This is a genomic window from Campylobacter sp. 2457A, assembly GCF_020135895.1.
GTDB classification, from domain to species: domain Bacteria; phylum Campylobacterota; class Campylobacteria; order Campylobacterales; family Campylobacteraceae; genus Campylobacter_D; species Campylobacter_D taeniopygiae.
The window spans coordinates 1-19,297 of the sequence record NZ_JACHTO010000023.1; the positions used below are offsets into that span (position 1 = coordinate 1).

Here is a 19,297-nt window from a genome sequence, read left to right on the forward strand (position 1 = left end):
AGTTTTTTGTTTTTTTGTTTTTTTATTTTTATTATCTTCTATTATTCTTAGTTGAATTATCTTGTTTTTATTTTTTGTTCTTGTTAATATTTTTGGTTTTAGTTGGTTTATTTTTTGGGATTAAATTTGAAAGATTTTTCTCCTATAGCAGTGATTTGATAATATAAATTGATCGTTTTATAAAGATTAAATTTTGCCCTCAAAAGTTCTTCTTCGCTAGAATTTAAAGCATTGGCAGCATCTAGATAATCTTTTAACTCGCTTTTGCCTAAATTATATTTTTCATAATAAGCTTTTTTGATCAACTTTTCTTTTGAGTTAATCTCTTCTAAATTTTTTAAAAGTGAAATATTGCTTTGATAATCCTTATAATTAAGCTCATATTCATTAATCGCACTTTGTAAAATTTGTTCGTATTCTACTAAAAGTTTATCGTATTCAAATTCTGAAATTTTGATATTTTGACGCACTCTACCATAATCAAGAAAAGGAAGGGAAATTTTGATATTTCCGCTTAAAATTTCAAATTTAAAACTATCATTAAAATTTTCATCACTGCCATTTAAAATTCCGCCCAAAGAAACACTTGGCAATATGGATTTTTGCATAGAAGTGTAATCTTTAAAAGCGGATTTTAGATTATTGATCTTAGCTTGTACATCCGGACGATAAGCAAGTACTTTTAAAGGAATGTTAAATTCAGGCTTTAACTCTTTAAAATCAGACAAAGACAAGGTTTTAAAATATTCTATATAAGAAAACCCCTCTTTTTTGCCTAACAAATCTTGCAAATTTTTAATCAATAAATTTCTATTTTGCTCATTGCTTAAAAGATTTTGCTTTGCTTTTAAAGCACTTTGCTCTAAATTCAGCAAATCAAGCTCTTCTATCTTTCCAAGCTCGTATTTATAAGTATAAAGCTCTTTCATTTGAGTTAAATTTTGAAAATATTGTTCAAGTAAATTTTGCATATCATTAAAATAGGCAAGTTCAAAAACATCATTTAAAGCTGTATTAACCATGCTGATTTTTAAATTTTGCAAATCATATTCACTTGCCTTTGCACTAAATTCACTTGCCTTTGCACTATCTCTTATCTTTCCATAAATGTCTAATTCATAACTTAAATTTAAAGCATTGTTAAAATTTTTACCTTCTAATCCTGAATTTAAATTTTTACTCTTTGCAAATCCCAAATTAGCACTCAAACTCGGATATAAATCATAATCAATCAAGTCAGCCCTAGCCAAAGCACTCAATAAATTTAATCTCGCCACTTTAACATCGCTATTATTTTTTAAAACATAATCTATAAATTCATCCAAACGCTTATTATCATAAGCTTTGTACCATTCATAGCTTATATTTAAATCCTTTAAATCACTCTGTTTTATCGAAGGCTCTTTGGGTAAAACCAACTTTGTCCCACAAGCTGTTATAAAAAAACCGATTAAAAAGCTGATCAAAATTTTCATTTTATTCCTTTGATAAAGCATGAATAGGATTTAAATTCGCCGCATTTCTGGCAGGAAAAAATCCAAAAATCACTCCGATTAAAATTGAACTTAAAAGGCCTAAAAGTATAGAATATGCATTTAAAATCATCGGAAAATCAGTGCTTAAATGATTAAAAGCAAAGATCACAAATACAGATAAAATAACCCCCAAAATCGCCCCTATAGTACATATCATAATCGCTTCAATTAAAAATTGCATCATAATATCTTCTCTTCTAGCACCTATAGCCATACGAATTCCAATTTCTCTTGTTCTTTCACTCACAGAAACAAGCATGATATTCATCACACCAATTCCTCCAACCACAAGAGCGATGATCGCTACACAAATTGTAAGTATTGTTGTTGTTTTTTTGTTTGCTGTATAGGTTTTTCTAAAAGTGTCAGAATTGAAAGTGAAGAAATCTTTTTGCCCTCTTTTAAGGGTTAAAACACGTATAATCGCACTTTCAGCTAAAGTAGAATCCATATCATCTTTAACCTTAACAACAATTTCACGCAATTTTTTATCTCCAGTAATTTTATTCATAAGCGTTGTATAAGGGATGTAAAGACGCACAACATTATCATCAAATATTTTATTTTGATCTTTTTTCAAAATTCCTATAATTTTAAAAGGTTGAGAATCAAAAATCACCACTCGGCCTAAAACATCTTCATTGCTTAATTCTGGAAATAAATTCTTTTTAGCATTAAAATCAAGAACGACAACATTTGAACTATGCTGCACCTCATCTTCACTTAAAATTCTTCCTGTATCAATCTTTAAGCCATCAATGGCAAAATTATTAACCCCTACTCCCTCGGCTTTAGCGTTTAAAGAAATATTACTATAAGTTGCCACGCCTGAAGAGCTAGTGTAAGCATCCACAGCTTCTAAAAAATTTAAGCTTTTTAAAGTTTTTAGATCACTAAAATTAAGCCTCGTTTTACCCGAACGCAAATCTCCAAATCCTTTACCTGGAAAGATCTCTATACTACTTGTGCCAAGATCAGAAATAGATTGCAAAACTCTAGCTTGCGAGCCAAGTCCTAAAGCCACGACACAAACCACAGAGGCAATTCCTATAATAATACCAAGCATCGTTAAAATAGAACGCAACTTATGTGCAATTATAGAAGAATAAGCGATTTTAAAACATTCAAAAGCTTGATTTTTAAGCAAAGCTAAAGTTTTTCTTTCTTTCGTCATCACTCTAGGAGTAATTTTTTGATCATTTATGCTTTTTTTCTCTTTGCTATCGCTTAAAATTTCACCATCTTTTATTTCAATAACTCTTTTAGCTTGTTGGGCGATTTTAGGATCATGAGTAACTAAAACAATAGTATGGCCTTGCTTATTTAATTTTTGCAAAATTTCAAGCACCATAATCCCACTTTTGCTATCTAAAGCTCCAGTTGGCTCATCAGCTAAAATCAATTCTCCGCCATTCATCAAAGCTCTTGCTATAGAAACGCGTTGTTGCTGTCCGCCACTTAACTCATTAGGTTTAGAATAAAGCTTATGACCTAGATCAAGATCGCTTAAAAGCTCTTTAGATCTTTGTTTTCTCTCTTGCACATTTTTACCCGCATAAATAGCAGGTAAAGAAACATTTTCACTAGAATTAAATAAATTTAAAAGATTATAACGCTGAAAAATAAAACCTATTTTTTCACGTCTTAATCTCGCTTTTTCATCATGGTTAAGATTGGTAACCTCATACTCATCTAATAAATAATTTCCACTGCTTGGACTATCCAAAGTTCCTATGATATTAAGCAAAGAGGTTTTTCCGCTTCCGCTTTGACCGATAATTGCTACAAATTCACCCTTTTCTATATCAAGATTGATATTTTTTAAAATAGCATTTTCACCTATATTTTTATAGATATTTCTTAAGCAAATCATTAAAATCTCAATTTAATTTTTGATGCAAGTCCATCAGCACTAGAGCTGAGTATTAAATTCTCATTTTCACTCACACCTTGTAAAATTTCAGTATTAATAGCATCTTTAATCCCAAGTTTAACGTATTTTTTAATAGCTTCATCATTTTCTAAAACCTCAACATAATAACCTTTTTCATCGTTTTTAATCGCATAGTTTGGAACGACAATCACATTTTTAGCACTCGCAACGATGATCTCATTTTCAACACTCATACCTATACGTAAAAAATTATCCTTATTTGGAACATAAAATTTAGCATAATAATAAATCGCATTAGAAGTTGAACTAGAAGAACTTGAATCCGAATTTGAACTCGAATCACTCACTTCAGTATCAGCTGGATCGATGCTTTCTATTTTAGCATGATAAGTCTTTTGAGGATCGCTTAATAAAGAAAAATTAAGTTCTGTTCCTACTTTTATCTTACTCACATCCGCTTCAGCAACTTCCATTCTCACTTCCATTTCATCTAAATTAGCTATGCGAACTATAGTAGGTGTGTTTTGATTTGCATTAACAGTTTGTCCTTCATCAACTGCTACATTAATAATCACCCCATTAATCGGAGCGGTTATCGTGGTATAATCTAAATCTTTTTGAGCATTTTTAAGCGTGATTTCAAGCTGAACAACTTGTGCATTAAGATCGGCAACATTGGCTTTAAGAGTATAATAATTATTTTTTTGACTTTCTAAATTCTCTAAAGAAGTCGCCTTTAAAGCGTAAAGCTTCTTTTCTCTTTCGTATTGTTTTAAAGCAATATCTAAGGCAACCTTCTTGCTTTCTAAATTTGCCTTAGCACTTTGAAGTTCTGCTTTTGTAATATCCAAATCATTTTGCTGCTTATCTTTATCAATTTGAGCGATCAAATCGCCTTGTTTGACATAAGAACCCACATCCACGTAAAGTTTTAAAATTTGTCCGCTAACTTGAGCTCCAACATCAACTTGATCTTTAGCATAAACTTTTCCTATGGCTTCTATGGATTGAGATATATTGTCTCTTTGTATTTTTTGAGTGAGGTAAGTCACCTTTTCTTTATCATAAAAAAACCAATAATAAACCCCGCTAAGAATAACAGTCAAAAACACTACTATAAAAATAATCTTTTTTTTCATTAAAAACCTTATCAATATATTATTAATATCAATTTTAAAGTTTGAAAGTGAATTTTTTGTGAATTATTGTAAATTTTTAACGTTTAAATATAAGTTAAAGTATTATAATTTTTATTTTTTAATAAAAAAGCTTTTTTAATTTACTACAAAAAAATATAATTTCAATCAAAAACACATTCTAAAAAGGAAAAATAATTGCGTTTTATTATAATACTTTTATTAAATTTTTGCATTTCATTTGCTTCCATTTTATCTTTAAACGATGCCTTTCATGTTGATTCAAAAAAATACGATAGCTCTATTATCATCGATGTAAAATTAGGACAAGATATTTATCTATATGCAAACAAAATCAAACTTCACATTAACGACAAAGATATAACATCTTTTTTAAATTTTCCCCCAAGTGTTGAAGAAAATAACGAAAAAGTATATTTTAAAGAATTAAATTTAGCCTTGCCTAATTTACTTTTAGAACATTATACTAAAAACAATCTCAATCAAATCAAATTCGAATTTCAAGGTTGTTCTAAACAAGGTTTATGTTATAACCCTCAAATTTGGTATCTAGATCTAAGCTATCAAAACAACCAATTTTCAGTTTCAAAACCTTACAAACAAACTAAACAAACCAAACCTAAAGAAACTTTTAATTCTCAATCCGAAGAAGGAATGATCGCTAATTTTCTAGCTACAAATAATCTTTTTTGGATTTTGCTTAGTTTTTTTGGCTATGGAATTTTACTCTCTCTTACGCCTTGTATTTTACCTATGATCCCTATTTTATCTTCCTTATTGATCGCAAAAAGCGGGGGTAAAAATTCTAAAAAACACAGCTTTCTTCTTTCTTTTATTTATGTATTTTTTATGTCTTTAGCATACGCAATTGCTGGAGTGATTGCGAGTTTTTTAGGTGCAAGCGTTCAAGGAATTTTACAAAAACCTAGCGTTTTAATTATGTTTGCACTGATTTTTGTTCTTTTTGCACTTGCGATGTTTGATATTTTACGTTTTGAAATGCCTTTAAAATTTCAAAATTTCATACACAAAAAAAGCGATAATAAAAAAGGTATTATAGGTATAGCCATCATGGGCTTTTTATCTGCTTTGATCGTAGGACCTTGCGTTGCAGCTCCTTTGGCTGGAGCCTTAATATACATAGCAAATACCAAAGATGCATTACTTGGTGGAAGTGCCCTTTTTGTAATGAGTTTTGGCATGGGAATTCCTTTGCTTTTTATAGGCTTAGGGTTAGGATTTTTAAAACCTGGTGCTTGGATGGAAAAAATAAAAGTATTTTTTGGCTTTGTTATGCTTGCGATGGGCATTTGGATACTCTCTCGTATCATAGAGACTCATTACATTTTAATGGCCTTTGGAATTTTAGGTGTGTTTTTTAGTGTTTTTATGGGAATTTTTGAAAAAGCTCTTGATGCTTTTGCTAAGATTAAAAAAAGCATTTTGATTTTAGTTTTAAGCTATTCTCTTTGTTTATTTTTAGGTGGACTTTTTGGAGCAAAAGATTTTTTAAACCCTTTAAACTTTAGCACAAAGCAAGAAAATCAAGCTTTAAATTATCATTTTATAAACAATCTTGATCAAATCAATCAAGAAATAAAAAACAATCAAGCTTTAATGCTTGATTTTACAGCGTCTTGGTGTGAAAATTGCAAACTATTAGATGAACTTACTTTTAGCGATCAAAGAGTTATTGATCAAGTTAAAAAATATAAATTGATCAAAGTTGATGTCAGTCAAAACAATAATGAAGACATAAAAACGATGAAAAAATTTAATGTTTTTGGACCGCCTGTTTTGATTTTTTTCGAAAATGGTAAAGAAAAATTAAAAATTACAGGTTTTATAAGTGCCGATGATTTGTTAAAAAAGTTAAAATCATAAAAACAAATTTTTATAAAAATTCAAAATAAGATTTAAAATTTTTATAATTACTTATCATTTACTTTTAATTTTTATACTTACAAACGAATACAAACATTCATAAGAAAACTCCTTAAAATTGCATCTAGTTGAGTTACATACTCGACTAGATTTTGTCTTTTTATGACTTCAAAATTAAATCCAAAAATAAACTTTAAGTATTTTTTAAGATAAACTCTTATTTTTTATGCTACAATTACATCGTTTTAATTTTAATTTTAAGAAGGAGAATTCTCATGAAACTAGTTAAACTTAGTTTAGTTGCAGCTCTTACTGCAGGTGCTTTTTCTGTAGCTAGTGCTACTCCAATGGAAGAAGTAATTAAAGATATCGATGTATCTGGAGTATTAAGATACAGATATGAGTCAGGTTCTTTTGATAAAAAATTTCCTGGTTCAAAAGATGATTTAATTACTAGCAAACAAAACCATCAATACAGAGCACAACTTAATTTTAATGCTGCTATAGCAGATAATTTTAAAGCTTTTATTCAATTTGATTATAACTCAAAAGATGGTGGATTTGGAGATAATAAAAATAACATTAGTAACACTAGTGATGGATTCCATGTTCGTCAATTATATTTAACTTATACAAATGAAGATGTAGCTACAAGTGTAATCGCTGGTAAGCAACAACTTAACACTATCTGGACAGATAATGAAATCGATGGTTTAGTTGGAACAGGTATAAAAGTAGTAAATAATAGCATCGATGGCTTAACTTTAGCTGCATTTGCTGTAGATAGTTTTAATGAAGGACAAGATCAAAAATATGGTGATACCGACGCTAGTCCTGTTTTAAATTGGCAAAAAAATCTTTATGGTGCTGCAGCTATAGGTTCTTATGAAGCTCTTGGCGGACAATTTAACCCACAATTATGGTTAGCTTATATGGATGAAAATGCTTTCATGTATGCTTTAGATGTAGCTTATAGCACAACTATTTTTGATGGTGTAAATTGGACCCTTGAAGGTGCTTATTTAGGAAACTCTGTTGATAGCAAACTTAAAAATAATATTAACGGTGCTGGCTATGGTGCTGGCAATGGCAACTTCTTTGCTTTAAAAGGTGCTATTGAAGTAAATGGTTGGGATGCTAGCCTTGGTGGTTTATACTACGGTGATAAAGAAAAACCAACTTTAACTGTAATTGAAGATCAAGGAAATCTTGGTTCTTTACTAGCTGGTCAAGAAATTTTCTATACTGAAGGTTCTCAATTAAATGGTAGCCTTGGTAGAAATATCTTCGGTTATATAACAGCTGGTTACACTTTCAATGAAACAGTACGCGTAGGCGGTGATTTCGTATATGGTGGAACAAAAACAGGCTTTATAGGCCTTGGTGGTAAAAAATTAGAAGCAGTTGCAAGAGTAGATTACAAATACTCTCCAAAACTTGACTTCTCAGCATTCTATTCTTATGTAAATGTAGATAGAGATCATGGTGCTAAAGGCGATCATAACGCTGTAAGACTTCAAGCTCTTTACAAATTCTAAAAATCACTTAGAATTAAAACTTTTAAAGCTAGGTTTTATAAAACCTAGCTTTTTTTATGTCTAAAAAATCTTTCATTTTTTATAAAAATATTTATCAGTTGCCTTAGAAAATTTTTGATTGGCTATGATTTAAACCAATCAGCTATTTTTTCAAAAAATCCCTTTTGTTCTTGATGCATACCATCTTTAATCCCAAAACTTTCACTGAGTTTTTCTAAAAGTTCTTTTTGTTCATCATTTAAAGAATTAGGAAATTTAATAGAAATTTGGACGATTTGATTACCGATATAAGAACTATGCACATCTTTTACCCCTTCTTTCTCAAGAACAAATCTTTGACCATCTTTAGCACCTTTAGGTAAATTTAAAACCGCTTCTCCTCGTATAGTAGGGACTTTCACACTCTGTCCTAAAATAGCTTGAGTAAAAAATACCGGATATTCTATATATATATCATTCTCATCTCTTATAAAAGTTCTATCCTCATCAACAATAATTTTAACATACAAGTCGCCCCTAGAGCCATTTTTACTTATATTACCTTTAGAATTAACTCTTAAATTCATCCCGCTATCTACACCTTCTGGGATACTAATTTCAACTTGTTCTTTTATCTCTTCATAGCCTTTACCTTTACAATCGCTGCATTTTTCACGAATGCTTTCTCCACTTCCCTTGCACTCCGGACAAGTTTGTGCAAAAGTGATAAATCCTTGAGAAATTCCTACTTGTCCGCTTCCTTTACACTTAGGACAAGTTTGAAATTTTCCATCTTTAGATCCTGTTCCTTGACAAGTTTTACAAGAATTTTTATAAACAAAATCTATATTTTTTTTACATCCAAATATAGCTTCTTTAAAACTCAATCTTAAATTAACAATCAAATCACTTGCAAATTTTTCATCACTTGTTTTCTTACGACGCGATGAACGACCAAAACCATCACCAAAAAAGCTAGAAAAAATATCCCCTAAGTCCTCAAAACCTCCAAAACCAGAAGTATTTCCAAAGCCTCCCCCTTTTAATCCATCTTTGCCATATCTATCATAAATAGCGCGTTTTTCATCGTTACTCAAAACCTCATAGGCTTCATTGACTAATTTAAATTTGTCTTCAGCTTCTTTATCTCCTTGATTTCTATCTGGATGATATTTTAAAGCCATTTTTCTATAAGCTTTTTTTATTGTATCTTTATCTGCGCTTTGTGTAATTTCTAAAATCTCATAATAGTCTAATTCCATATAAAATCCTTAACTTTTGTAATAAAAAATATCAAAAAAGCTAATTTTAGCAAAATTAAACTCAATAATTTATCAAAATTTAAATAAAATTATGTAAATATTATTAAAACGATAAAATAATAATGAAGGAAAACATTAAATGATTAACGTATTAATGATAGAAGATGATCCTGATTTTGCACAACTTTTATCTGAATATTTAGCTCAATTTAATATAAAAATTACAAATTTTGAAACCCCACAAGAAGCTTTAAATATGGGTATGCAAGGTTATGATTGTTTGATTTTAGATTTAACCCTACCTGGAATAGACGGACTTGAAGTCTGTAGAGAAATCAGACAAAAAAATAATATTCCTATTATTGTTTCTTCAGCAAGAGGAGATCTTAGTGATAAAGTAGTAGGACTTCAAATCGGTGCAGATGATTATCTTCCTAAGCCTTATGATCCTAAAGAAATGTATGCAAGAATCACTAGTCTTATTCGTCGCACAAAGAGAGTTGAAACTTCAAACAATGAAAATATCAACTCTGCCTTTAAAATTGATGAAAGAAGGCATGAAATCAGCTACAATGATAAAGTTTTAACTCTAACTCCTGCTGAATATGAAATTTTAGAATATCTTATTCAACAGCACAGTTATAGCGTGTCTAGAGAGCAACTTGTCAATCGTTGTAAAAATCTTAAAGATAAAGATTCTAAAAGTTTAGATGTAATCATTGGCAGATTAAGAACTAAAATCAATGATAGTTCCAAATCTCCAAAACATATTTTTTCCGTTAGAGGAATAGGATACAAACTTATAGGATGATTCAAAAAAAGTATTCTATTTATACAAAATTAGTTGTTTTATTTGTCGTAACCTTTCTTCTAGTTTGCATTCTTTTTATTGTTTTACTAAAAATTGAAGAAAATGCTTATGCTGAAGAAGGGGTTTTAAGACAAAAAAACCTCGTTAAAAATATGATCAATTCTTATAATCCAAATTTTAATATAGACGCTTATTTTAATAACAATAATTTTTCTACTGTAAAAAATCCAGACTTAATACATACCATTAAAGAAGATGGCGAAATTCTTTTTTATGATAGCAATGATAAGGTATGCCATTTTATTTCTTTAAAATATCATAATAATCTTTATATCGATATTCAATGCGGTGATTTTAAAAAATTTTATAAAGAAAATATTAATGATAGAATTTACAATCTTTTATTGATAGGATTTTTCTTTTTTTCCTTTTTGGTTGTTTTTATGTATTTTTCAGTTTTAAAATCCCTTGAGCCTCTTAAAAAACTTAGAAAACAAGTTGCTGAAGCCGCAAATGGAAAAAAACCTGATTTTGTAGATTATCAAGAAGATGAAATAGGAAAAATTGCCTTTGAATTTAAAAAAGCCTTTACAAGGAATCAAGAATTAATACAATCAAGACAACTTTTTTTACGTACGATTATGCATGAGTTAAAAACTCCTATAGGAAAGGGAAGAATCATTGCAGAAATGATCAAAGAAGACAAACAAAAGGAAAGATTGATCGATATATTTTCGCGTATGGATTCTTTAATCAATGAATTTGCAAAAATAGAAAATCTTTTCTCAAAAAACTATAATTTGCATTTTAAACCCATCCATTTTAGTACCATACTTGAAGAAGCTAAAAATTATCTAATGAGAGATGATTTTAATAAAATTGTCAAAATTCACTTAAAAAGTGATGCTTTGATTAATGTTGATATGGAAATTTTTCCTTTAATCTTAAAAAACTTAATTGATAATGCTTTAAAATATTCAAGCGATGGAACTTGTGAAATATATTCTCATCATCAATATTTTGTTATTCAAAATCCAGGACGCAAATTAAGCGAACCTATAGAATATTATTTTGAGGCTTTTACCCGAGAAAAAGATGAAAAAGTAAAAGGGATGGGCTTAGGTCTTTATATTGTCTTTGAAGTATGTAAATTACATAATTTTGATATTATCTATTATTATGAAAATAATAAACACTGTTTTAAAGTTTTTTTCGGAGAAAAAAATCATAATGAAACACAAAAATGATTTGGAAAAATTTAACAATTTAATTGAAAGTTTTTCAAATTTACCTACTATAGGCAAAAAAACTGCTATTCGTCTTGCTTATTATATATGCATAAATAATCAACTTGAGGGTATGAAACTTGCACACAATATTGAAAATGCCTTGCGTTTTATCAAACCTTGCCAACAATGCGGATCTTTAAGCGAAAACGAACTTTGCGGAATTTGTACCGATGAAGAAAGAAATAAAGACATCTTATGCATCGTTGAAACTCCAAAAGACATTCTCATTATAGAGGAGAGTAAAAGCTATCAAGGCTTATATTTTGTATTGGATGGATTAGATAATGAAAAAATATTAAAACTAGAAGAAATGATACTAAAACAAAATAGCAAAGAGTTAATTTTTGCCCTACCTCATAGTATTAACTCAGATGCAACTATTTTTTTTATTGAAGATAAATTTAAAAAATTAAATCTGAAATTTAGCAAAATCGCTCAAGGTATTCCAAGCGGGGTTAATCTTGAAAATGTCGATACCATTTCTTTAAATAAAGCAATTCAATATCGCACTAAAATTGAAATTTAACTCTTGTACGCATTATTTGCTAATTCTTGTAAAGAATAATTCTTAACTTTTTTACACTCAAAACCTTCTTTTTTTAAATAATCTAGCAAAGTTTTTTTCATAATTTCGCTTGATTTTAAAATTTCATTTGAAAGCTGAAAACTCATTGGCTCTATACGTTTAGGAATACAAGCTAAAATTTGAGTTTGAGGTAAATCACCCATTAATTCCATATATTGCAGAGTTTGAAGCATTTCAACTTCATGCGCACTTCCACTCCAATTAAGATTTTTTGGCATTGCCTCATAAGGAAAGAAAAATACATCTCCTATATTTGCATTATCAGCATCAATACAGTCTATTAAAATTACTCTATCATAACTTGCGATTATATAACTTAATTGTAAAGCTAAAGTTCCACCATCTATAAACTCTATACTATGAATGGGATGAGTAAATTCATAATTTTTTTTCAAAAAATTACAAACATGAACTCCTATGCCCTCATCCGCAAACATAATATTCCCTATGCCAAGCACAAGGAATTTCAATTTCTCTCCTCTTTGACATATTTATAACCGCTAAAAATCGCATCCATAGCACCATTTTTGCCTTTAACAGCATTAAAAATAGCCATATAAACATGAATAGGAACAAAAATCATCACAACCCACATTAAAATTCTATGATAAATTCTAACTTCTGCCAATCCACCCAATTTCGCTTCAAGTGGTTTTAAAAGATCATATAACATCCCACCTAAACCCTCATGATAGGTATGAGTGTAAAGAATAAGTCCTGTTAAAATGATACCAAGCATCACAAGATAAAATAAAAAATAAGTCACAAATTGCAAAGGATTATAAACACCTCTTAGGTGTGGATGTTTGCCTAAAAAAATATAAAATTTAATTTGATTAATCCAAAGCTTAATGCTAAAAAGATCTAAAATAGAAACACGCTCTTTATGACTGATTTTATCGCAAAAGAAAAGATAAAATTTAAAAATAATACAAGCAATTAAAACAAATCCTACAGCTTGATGAACTAAACGATATTTAGCCTGCATAAAATTTACAGGCTCAAAACTACTCATAGGACTTTGAAATACATAAGAAATATAATATCCAGTTCCTATTAAAATCACTATAGCAATCGCTCGAATCCAATGTGTTAAACGCAATCCGATGCTAAATTCATATTCAGCTTTTCTTTGTAATTTTTCTTCTTTACTGCTCATAAAAAGCCTCCTATAAATTTACATTGACTTTATATTCGCTTAAATTATTTCCTTTGGTATCCATAACATGCACAGCACAAGCTATACAAGGATCGTAAGAATGAATTTTGCGTATAATTTCAAGTGGTTGTTTAACATCAGCTATTTTAAGACCTATTAAACATTGTTCATAACTTCCACCTACTCCATTAGCATCTTTTGGACTCGCATTCCATGTTGAAGGAACTACAGCTTGCCAATTTTCAATCACACCATCTTTTATTCTACACCAATGGCTTAAAGTTCCTCTTGGTACATGACCCATATACCGGCCTCTATATTCACCATTAACCATTTTACTTGTATCTGGAGTATAAGGTGCGCAAGTAGTTTGATCTACTTTTAAATTTTCTACCAAATTATCAAAGGCTCTTAAAGTATTATTAGCCACAATTTTAGCTTCCAAACAGCGAGTAGCGGTTCTTCCAAGAGTGCTAAATACTGCATTTAAAGGAAGTCCTGTTTCTTTTAAAAACTCATCAACCACTGGAACAACATTTTTATTTCCTTTAGCATAATTAACTACTATATTTGCAAGAGGTCCAACTTGCATTGGATTTCCTTCATAACGTGGTGCTTTAATCCAACTATATTTTCCTTTAGTATCAAAAACCTTAGAATCAACCTTATTTCCATGATGATCTATACTATCTCCATCAACAAATCCTGTATAATTTGGATTTGTTTTGCCATCATAAGGATGTAATGGTTCATTATCTACATACCAAGAATGAGTCGCTTCTTCAGTAATTTTATTTTCATCTACCTCATAAACTTTACTCAAATCTCCATTTTTAATTATGCCGCTTTCAAATAACCATTCATTTTTTCCGAGTTGAAATTCTTGAAAAGTAAATAGATTATTTACTCCGATATCATTTAAAACACTGGCTTCATTTGCATAAGCTTTTCCTGCCATTACAAGATCTGGATAATAAGCACGATTAACAAAATCTTGCACTTCTTGGAATTTACTCATATATTCTCCCATTCTTGAAGGGCTTAAAAGATCCATAACACAAGTTACACCCCCAACGGTTAAGCTTTGCGGATGTGGATTTTTTGCTCCAAAAATAGCCATACATTGAGCAATAATTCTTTGAATTCTTAAACATTCTAAATAATGAGAAAGAACGATTAAATTTTCTTCCGGAGTTAAACGATAAGTTGGATGTCCATAATAAGCATTTGCAAAAGGTCCTAAATTGCCTTTATCTACAAAAGTTTTAAGTCTTTGTTTTACTTCAAGAAGTTTATCAGCCCCTGTTGCATAAGGATTTGAAGTATATTTAAAAGCCTCATCACTTGCTTTCTTAGGATCCGCACTTAAAGCACTCACCACATCAGCCCAATCAAGCCCATGAAGTTGATAAAAATGCACTATATGATCATGTAAAAAAAGAGCTGCATTCATCAGAGTTCTAGTAAGCAATGCATTTAAAGGAGGAATAATACCTAAAGCATTTTCAACAGCCACAATACCTGCTTTATAATGAGAAAATGTACATACTCCACAAATTCTTTGAGTCATAAAGCCCGCATCCCTTGGATCTCTTCCTTTAACAATGGTTTCAATACCACGCCACAAAGTAGAACCAGCATAAGCTTCTTTTACTACATTGTTATCATCAACAACAACTTCAACTCTTAAATGTCCTTCTATTCTTGTAATTGGATCAACGATTATTTTTTGACTCATTCTTACTCCTCATTTTTTTTCATAGAAGCAATCACAGCATGGGCAGCAATTGCAACTCCTGTAAGTGTTAATACGCCTATACCTATTTTATCTGAAACACTATCAGCACCCAAACCAAAAACAGTATCAAATTTATGGCTTGCCAAAGGCTCTTCAAAAGGTCCCATCTTATCCCAAAAATTTGGCTCAGAACATCCTATACAACCGTGCCCTGCTTGAATAGGCCAAGAGGTATGCTGATTAAACCTCTCTCTTGAACAATTGTTAAAAGTATAAGGCCCTTTACAGCCTACCTTGTAAAGACAATAGCCATTTTTCGCACCCTCATCACCAAAACTTTGTACAAATTCTCCTGCATCAAAATGTCCACGTCTCTCACAAAGATCATGAATTCTTAAACCATAAGCCCATTTTGGCCTATTATAAACATCAAGCGCTGGAAGTTCTTTAAAAAGTAGGAGTTGTAAAACATTACCTACTATATTTTTTTCACTTGGAGGACAACCTGGAACATTAATCACTGTTTTATTGGTAACCTTGCTTAAAGGTTGTGCATTACTTGGGTTTGGTCTTGCTGCTTGTATGCCCCCAAAAGAAGAACAAGTTCCAATAGCTAAAATCGCATAAGCATTTTCACTCGCTTCTTTACTAAGCTCATATCCAGTTTTTGCATGAGGCCCTATCGTAAGATAATGCTCTTTATCTCCACATGGAATACCACCTTCCACCATTAAAACATACTGACCCTTGTATTTTTCAATCGCATTTTCTAAATTTTCTTCTGCTTGCCAACCTGCAGCAGCCATTACAGTTTCATGATATTCTAAAGATATATAATCAAATATCAAACTATCAATCGTGGGTGTATCACTTCTTAATAAACTTTCACTACAACCTGTACATTCTGCCATATGCAGCCAAATAACAGGCAATCTATCCGCTAATTCCGCAGCCTTTGCCACCATAGGTGTAAAAGTCGCTGGAAGTGCTAAAAAAGCTGTCATAGCTCCTGCCCATTTCATAAAATCCCTTCTACTAAATCCAGCTTTTTCCAAAGCTTTAGGAATTGAAGAATTAGGATTTAAAGAAGGAAGCTTCTCAAGCGCCGCTAAACGAGACTCTATTTGATTATAATCGACCATGAAATTTTCCTTAAAAATAAAATCATTATACTAATAATAGAACAATACGATTTAAAATTAAATAAAATCAAAATAATAAAAAAATATTTTTATATTTTATTTGCTTAAACCTTTTTTTAATTTTCTAATTAAAAATCTAGCTGGATGAATGTAAGAAATAAAATCTTTATCGATACATAAAGGTTCATTTTCAATCAAAGCACAAAGATAACGTGCAGCCAATACAGCCGTAGAAAAAGCTCGAGATCCATGAGCAAAATTTAAATAAAAATTAGGAATATTTTGTGGTAATTTTTGCTCTTTATTTTTCGTCCATAATAAATCTTTATAACACTCCTTATAGAATTTTTCATCATAAGCCGCACCAACAATAGCAAATCGATCGCTAGAATAAGATCTAAATCCTACTTTAGATCCTTTGCAAATCAATTTTTCATCCCCTTTTAAAAATTCTTCAATATTTCTAATATTTTCTTCATCATCTTCTATTTTGGAGTTAAAATCAGAACTTAAACGATCATAACTCGCCCCTATAACTTGAATTTCTTCATTTTTTGGACAAATATAAGCTTTTGATGAAAGCGGATATTGAATATCGCAAAAAGGCTCTAAATGAGTAACTTGACCGCGAACTTTGCTTAAATTCATAAAATCATAGGATATAAAATCCTTAGTATCTGCACCCATAGCATAAATTAAAATTTCTGATTGATAAATATCTTTTATTCCATCAAAAAAAAGATTAAAAGTGCCATTTTTATGCTGATAATTTTTAAATTGATGATTAAAATAAATCTTAGCCTTACTTTTTTCAAATAAGGCTTGAACAAGTTTTTTTGGTTTAATATGGCCACCATCTTTTAAAAACGCTTGATTATTTTTAATATCAAATAAAACATTATTTTTTTGAGATAAAAAACGCTCCTGCATTAAATCATTGTGTGCAATTTCTATAACTCCGTCTAATTTTAAATCTAGTATTTGTTTATAAAAGCGACTCGCTTCAATAAAAGCGAGTTGAGAAAACTCACCCAAAGCAACATCAGGTTTTAAAATCAAAGAACTTAAAATTCCACTTTCATTACCGCTAGCACCTCCTCCTAAGCAAGGATTCTTTTCAAAAACGCTAATTTTAAAACCTCTTAAAGAAAGCTCATATGCTAAAACTGCCGCACAAATACCTGCACCTATAATTGCTACCTCTTTATTTTTTATTTTTTGAGACACTCTTTTAAAATATGCTTCTTGAAACATTTTTTGATCTGTTTGATCTTTTTCAAAAAAAGCTTGAATCATCTCTCTTTTTCTAAATCCTTTGATTTTTTGAATATAAAAACCATTTTTTTGAAGATTTTTTTGAAGTAAGCTAGCTGCAGAAAAAGTGCAAACTTGCGTTCCTTTTTTTGACAATCTTGCCACCTCAAACAAAACATCATAATCAAACATAGCGGAATTTTTACTCGGAGAAAAACCATCTAAAAACCACACATTAGCTTTAAAATCAAGTTTTTTTAAAATAGAAATATCATCAAATACAAGATCTAAAAAGCAATTTTTAAAATAAAATCGATAATATCCTTCTTTACAAGGAGGATAAAATTTTAAAAAAGACTCAAGCACTTCTTTAAAATCCTCATAAAATCCAAGTTTTTGATAAATTTCTCTTAAAGTTTCTTTATCGATATAAAATTTTTCTACGCTAATATAAAATAATCTTTTTTGATGACTTTGTTCTTTAAGAAATCTTTTTAAGGTTAGAAAAAAATTAAGCCCTATACCAAAACCCGTTTCAGCGATAATAAATTGCTCTTCATTGCTCCAACTAAAAGCTTCAGTATAAATATATCTACTCTCTTGAATCCCATCTTGTGAATTAAAATAAAAATCATCAAAATCAAGAGAAAAAGGAGTATTATCTTTAAAAATTATATTTGCTTTTTCCATTTTAGCGATTGTGATAGAAATAGCTATCTACTCCATCAGCAATTCCCTTAGCTAAAATATCTTGAAAAGTTTTACTTGCAATTCTTTGACCTTCGCTCGGATGAGTGATGTATCCTATTTCAATTAAAATCGCTGGCATTTGTGCCCCAACAAGAACCCAAAACGGAGCCTCTCTTACCCCGCCATCAACTATTTTATATTTTTTTCGTGTTTGGGTTAATATATTTTTTTGCACATCAATAGCGAGTTTATTGGATGCTACAATTTTTTCACGATTTAAAAAATTTAAAATACTTTGTTTTGAAAAATAATTGATTTCTTCAAAATCCCCTTGATTCTCTTTTTCGGCAGCTTTTTTACTTCTTTCACTTCTAGCAGGACTTAAAAAGAAAGTTTCCACCCCTTCAGCACTTTTAGCTTTTTTTGCATTAGGTGCTGCATTAGCATGAACAGAAATAAATAAATCCGCCCTTTTATCATTGGCAAATTTAGTTCTATCTCTTAAATTAATGAATTGATCGGTACTTCTAGTATAAAGGACTCTGTAACCTCTTTTTTTAAGCTCACTTCCAAGTTTTAAAGCTGTACTTAAAACGATATTTTTTTCTTTAAGAGTTCCTTGTTTATTACCTAAAGCTCCACTATCTTTTCCCCCATGTCCTGCATCAATAACAATAATTTTTTTTGATTTAAAATTAGAACTTAAAACATTTTTATTGTTATTGTTTTTATTTTTTTTATCATCATTTTTGGATGTTTTTTTATTATCCTTTTGAAAGCCTAAAGTTAAACTTTTATCCTCTAAATTTTTAGAAATATCAAATTCTTTTGGAGAGCTAAGAACAATTCTAACTGTTTTTGGGTTATATTGCGTTACAGTAATATTGTTTTTACCAAAGGTAAAATTTTTACGATTACCCTCTAGAATTCCTTTGAAACTTACAATTTGTCTGAAAAACTTTTGATCTTTGGAACTAAAAACCGAAATTTCATCGTCGCTTAAAGTATCGCTTAGATTAAGTATTACTGCATTTGAAATTTTATCAACATCTAAGACATATAGAGGGTCTTTTTTATCTTGTTTTGGTTTTTTATCTTGAGAATTTTGTGCTTTAACTGGCTTAATTTCTTGTTTTTTTGGCAAATCTTTTTGCGTTGTTTCTTTTTTTGGAGTTTTTAAAACGGTACTAGATTGTTTTGAAATTTTTAATTTTTTATCATTAAAATCAAAAGTGATAGGAATTCTTTCTTTGGCATAAATCACAATGCGAATCGTCTTTGGGTTGTATTGGGAGATGACTACTCGGTAATCATCCATCTTATATTCTTTCTTTCCTCCCTCTAAAACCCCATTAAAATCACTGATATGGCGGTAATTT

At 30.0% G+C, this 19,297-nt stretch carries 15 protein-coding genes; 5 read left to right on the plus strand and 10 right to left on the minus strand.

Annotated features, from left to right (window positions below; all coding sequences use genetic code 11):
• Positions 1-107 precede the first annotated feature (107 nt).
• The 3 genes from H2280_RS07030 to H2280_RS07040 are packed head-to-tail and all read right to left on the minus strand — an operon-like array spanning position 108 to position 4,568.
• Positions 108-1,475, minus strand: a complete 1,368-nt coding sequence (locus H2280_RS07030; protein WP_337216061.1) for a TolC family protein — start codon at positions 1,473-1,475, stop codon at positions 108-110.
• 1 nt (position 1,476) lies between these two features.
• Positions 1,477-3,408 (minus strand): ABC transporter permease, encoded by a 1,932-nt coding sequence (locus H2280_RS07035; RefSeq protein WP_337195989.1) that lies wholly within the window; start codon positions 3,406-3,408, stop codon positions 1,477-1,479.
• Positions 3,408-4,568, minus strand: coding sequence for an efflux RND transporter periplasmic adaptor subunit (locus H2280_RS07040; protein ID WP_337216062.1), 1,161 nt, complete (start codon positions 4,566-4,568; stop codon positions 3,408-3,410). Before H2280_RS07040 ends, H2280_RS07035 begins: the two co-directional genes overlap by 1 nt.
• Before the next feature lie 195 nt (positions 4,569-4,763).
• Between H2280_RS07040 and dsbD the strand changes: the two genes are divergently transcribed.
• Positions 4,764-6,470, plus strand: a complete 1,707-nt coding sequence (dsbD, locus tag H2280_RS07045; RefSeq protein ID WP_337216063.1) for a protein-disulfide reductase DsbD — start codon at positions 4,764-4,766, stop codon at positions 6,468-6,470.
• A gap of 275 nt (positions 6,471-6,745) precedes the next feature.
• On the plus strand, positions 6,746-8,008 hold the full coding sequence (locus H2280_RS07050) for a major outer membrane protein (RefSeq protein WP_337216064.1): 1,263 nt from the start codon (positions 6,746-6,748) through the stop codon (positions 8,006-8,008).
• Between the two features lie 122 nt (positions 8,009-8,130).
• On the opposite strand, the gene dnaJ is transcribed toward H2280_RS07050, so the two are convergent.
• Positions 8,131-9,249: a molecular chaperone DnaJ gene (gene dnaJ, locus H2280_RS07055; RefSeq protein WP_337216065.1), complete on the minus strand. Its 1,119-nt coding sequence runs from the start codon at positions 9,247-9,249 to the stop codon at positions 8,131-8,133.
• A 139-nt stretch (positions 9,250-9,388) separates the two neighbouring features.
• Here dnaJ and H2280_RS07060 point away from each other — a divergent pair, with 139 nt between their 5' ends.
• From H2280_RS07060 to recR, 3 genes are read left to right on the plus strand one after another with little or no spacing between them, the layout of a single operon-like run.
• The gene (locus H2280_RS07060) at positions 9,389-10,060 is read left to right on the plus strand and encodes a response regulator transcription factor (RefSeq protein WP_137624398.1); all 672 of its coding nucleotides are present in this window, start codon (positions 9,389-9,391) and stop codon (positions 10,058-10,060) included.
• Positions 10,060-11,307, plus strand: a complete 1,248-nt coding sequence (locus H2280_RS07065; RefSeq protein ID WP_337216070.1) for an ArsS family sensor histidine kinase — start codon at positions 10,060-10,062, stop codon at positions 11,305-11,307. Before H2280_RS07060 ends, H2280_RS07065 begins: the two co-directional genes overlap by 1 nt.
• Complete coding sequence (gene recR, locus H2280_RS07070; RefSeq protein ID WP_337216066.1) at positions 11,291-11,875, plus strand: recombination mediator RecR; 585 nt, start codon at positions 11,291-11,293, stop codon at positions 11,873-11,875. The genes H2280_RS07065 and recR overlap by 17 nt, the downstream gene beginning before the upstream one ends.
• On the opposite strand, the gene H2280_RS07075 is transcribed toward recR, so the two are convergent.
• The 6 genes from H2280_RS07075 to H2280_RS07100 all read right to left on the minus strand — a co-directional run.
• Positions 11,872-12,405 (minus strand): HyaD/HybD family hydrogenase maturation endopeptidase, encoded by a 534-nt coding sequence (locus tag H2280_RS07075; RefSeq protein WP_337195992.1) that lies wholly within the window; start codon positions 12,403-12,405, stop codon positions 11,872-11,874. The genes recR and H2280_RS07075 overlap by 4 nt on opposite strands.
• On the minus strand, positions 12,402-13,094 hold the full coding sequence (gene cybH / locus H2280_RS07080) for a Ni/Fe-hydrogenase, b-type cytochrome subunit (protein WP_137624395.1): 693 nt from the start codon (positions 13,092-13,094) through the stop codon (positions 12,402-12,404). The genes H2280_RS07075 and cybH overlap by 4 nt, the downstream gene beginning before the upstream one ends.
• A gap of 10 nt (positions 13,095-13,104) precedes the next feature.
• Positions 13,105-14,832, minus strand: coding sequence for a nickel-dependent hydrogenase large subunit (locus tag H2280_RS07085; RefSeq protein WP_337216067.1), 1,728 nt, complete (start codon positions 14,830-14,832; stop codon positions 13,105-13,107).
• 2 nt (positions 14,833-14,834) lie between these two features.
• Positions 14,835-15,974 (minus strand): hydrogenase small subunit, encoded by a 1,140-nt coding sequence (locus H2280_RS07090; protein ID WP_137624393.1) that lies wholly within the window; start codon positions 15,972-15,974, stop codon positions 14,835-14,837.
• Positions 15,975-16,070: 96 nt separating this feature from the next.
• The gene (gene mnmC, locus H2280_RS07095) at positions 16,071-17,918 is read right to left on the minus strand and encodes a bifunctional tRNA (5-methylaminomethyl-2-thiouridine)(34)-methyltransferase MnmD/FAD-dependent 5-carboxymethylaminomethyl-2-thiouridine(34) oxidoreductase MnmC (protein ID WP_337216068.1); all 1,848 of its coding nucleotides are present in this window, start codon (positions 17,916-17,918) and stop codon (positions 16,071-16,073) included.
• Position 17,919: 1 nt separating this feature from the next.
• Positions 17,920-19,297, minus strand: a 1,378-nt coding sequence (locus H2280_RS07100) for an N-acetylmuramoyl-L-alanine amidase family protein (RefSeq protein WP_337216069.1), incomplete at its 5' end; no start/stop codon positions are given.

What these genes read in the sequence shown, in the direction of transcription:
- recR (WP_337216066.1), top strand. Translation starts at nt 11,291, where the DNA reads ATGAAACACAAAAATGATTTGGAAAAATTTAACAATTTAATTGAAAGT.
- H2280_RS07035 (WP_337195989.1), bottom strand. Translation starts at nt 3,408, where the DNA reads ATGATTTGCTTAAGAAATATCTATAAAAATATAGGTGAAAATGCTATT.
- H2280_RS07040 (WP_337216062.1), bottom strand. Translation starts at nt 4,568, where the DNA reads ATGAAAAAAAAGATTATTTTTATAGTAGTGTTTTTGACTGTTATTCTT.
- dnaJ (WP_337216065.1), bottom strand. Translation starts at nt 9,249, where the DNA reads ATGGAATTAGACTATTATGAGATTTTAGAAATTACACAAAGCGCAGAT.
- H2280_RS07050 (WP_337216064.1), top strand. Translation starts at nt 6,746, where the DNA reads ATGAAACTAGTTAAACTTAGTTTAGTTGCAGCTCTTACTGCAGGTGCT.
- H2280_RS07030 (WP_337216061.1), bottom strand. Translation starts at nt 1,475, where the DNA reads ATGAAAATTTTGATCAGCTTTTTAATCGGTTTTTTTATAACAGCTTGT.
- H2280_RS07085 (WP_337216067.1), bottom strand. Translation starts at nt 14,832, where the DNA reads ATGAGTCAAAAAATAATCGTTGATCCAATTACAAGAATAGAAGGACAT.
- H2280_RS07060 (WP_137624398.1), top strand. Translation starts at nt 9,389, where the DNA reads ATGATTAACGTATTAATGATAGAAGATGATCCTGATTTTGCACAACTT.
- H2280_RS07090 (WP_137624393.1), bottom strand. Translation starts at nt 15,974, where the DNA reads ATGGTCGATTATAATCAAATAGAGTCTCGTTTAGCGGCGCTTGAGAAG.
- mnmC (WP_337216068.1), bottom strand. Translation starts at nt 17,918, where the DNA reads ATGGAAAAAGCAAATATAATTTTTAAAGATAATACTCCTTTTTCTCTT.
- cybH (WP_137624395.1), bottom strand. Translation starts at nt 13,094, where the DNA reads ATGAGCAGTAAAGAAGAAAAATTACAAAGAAAAGCTGAATATGAATTT.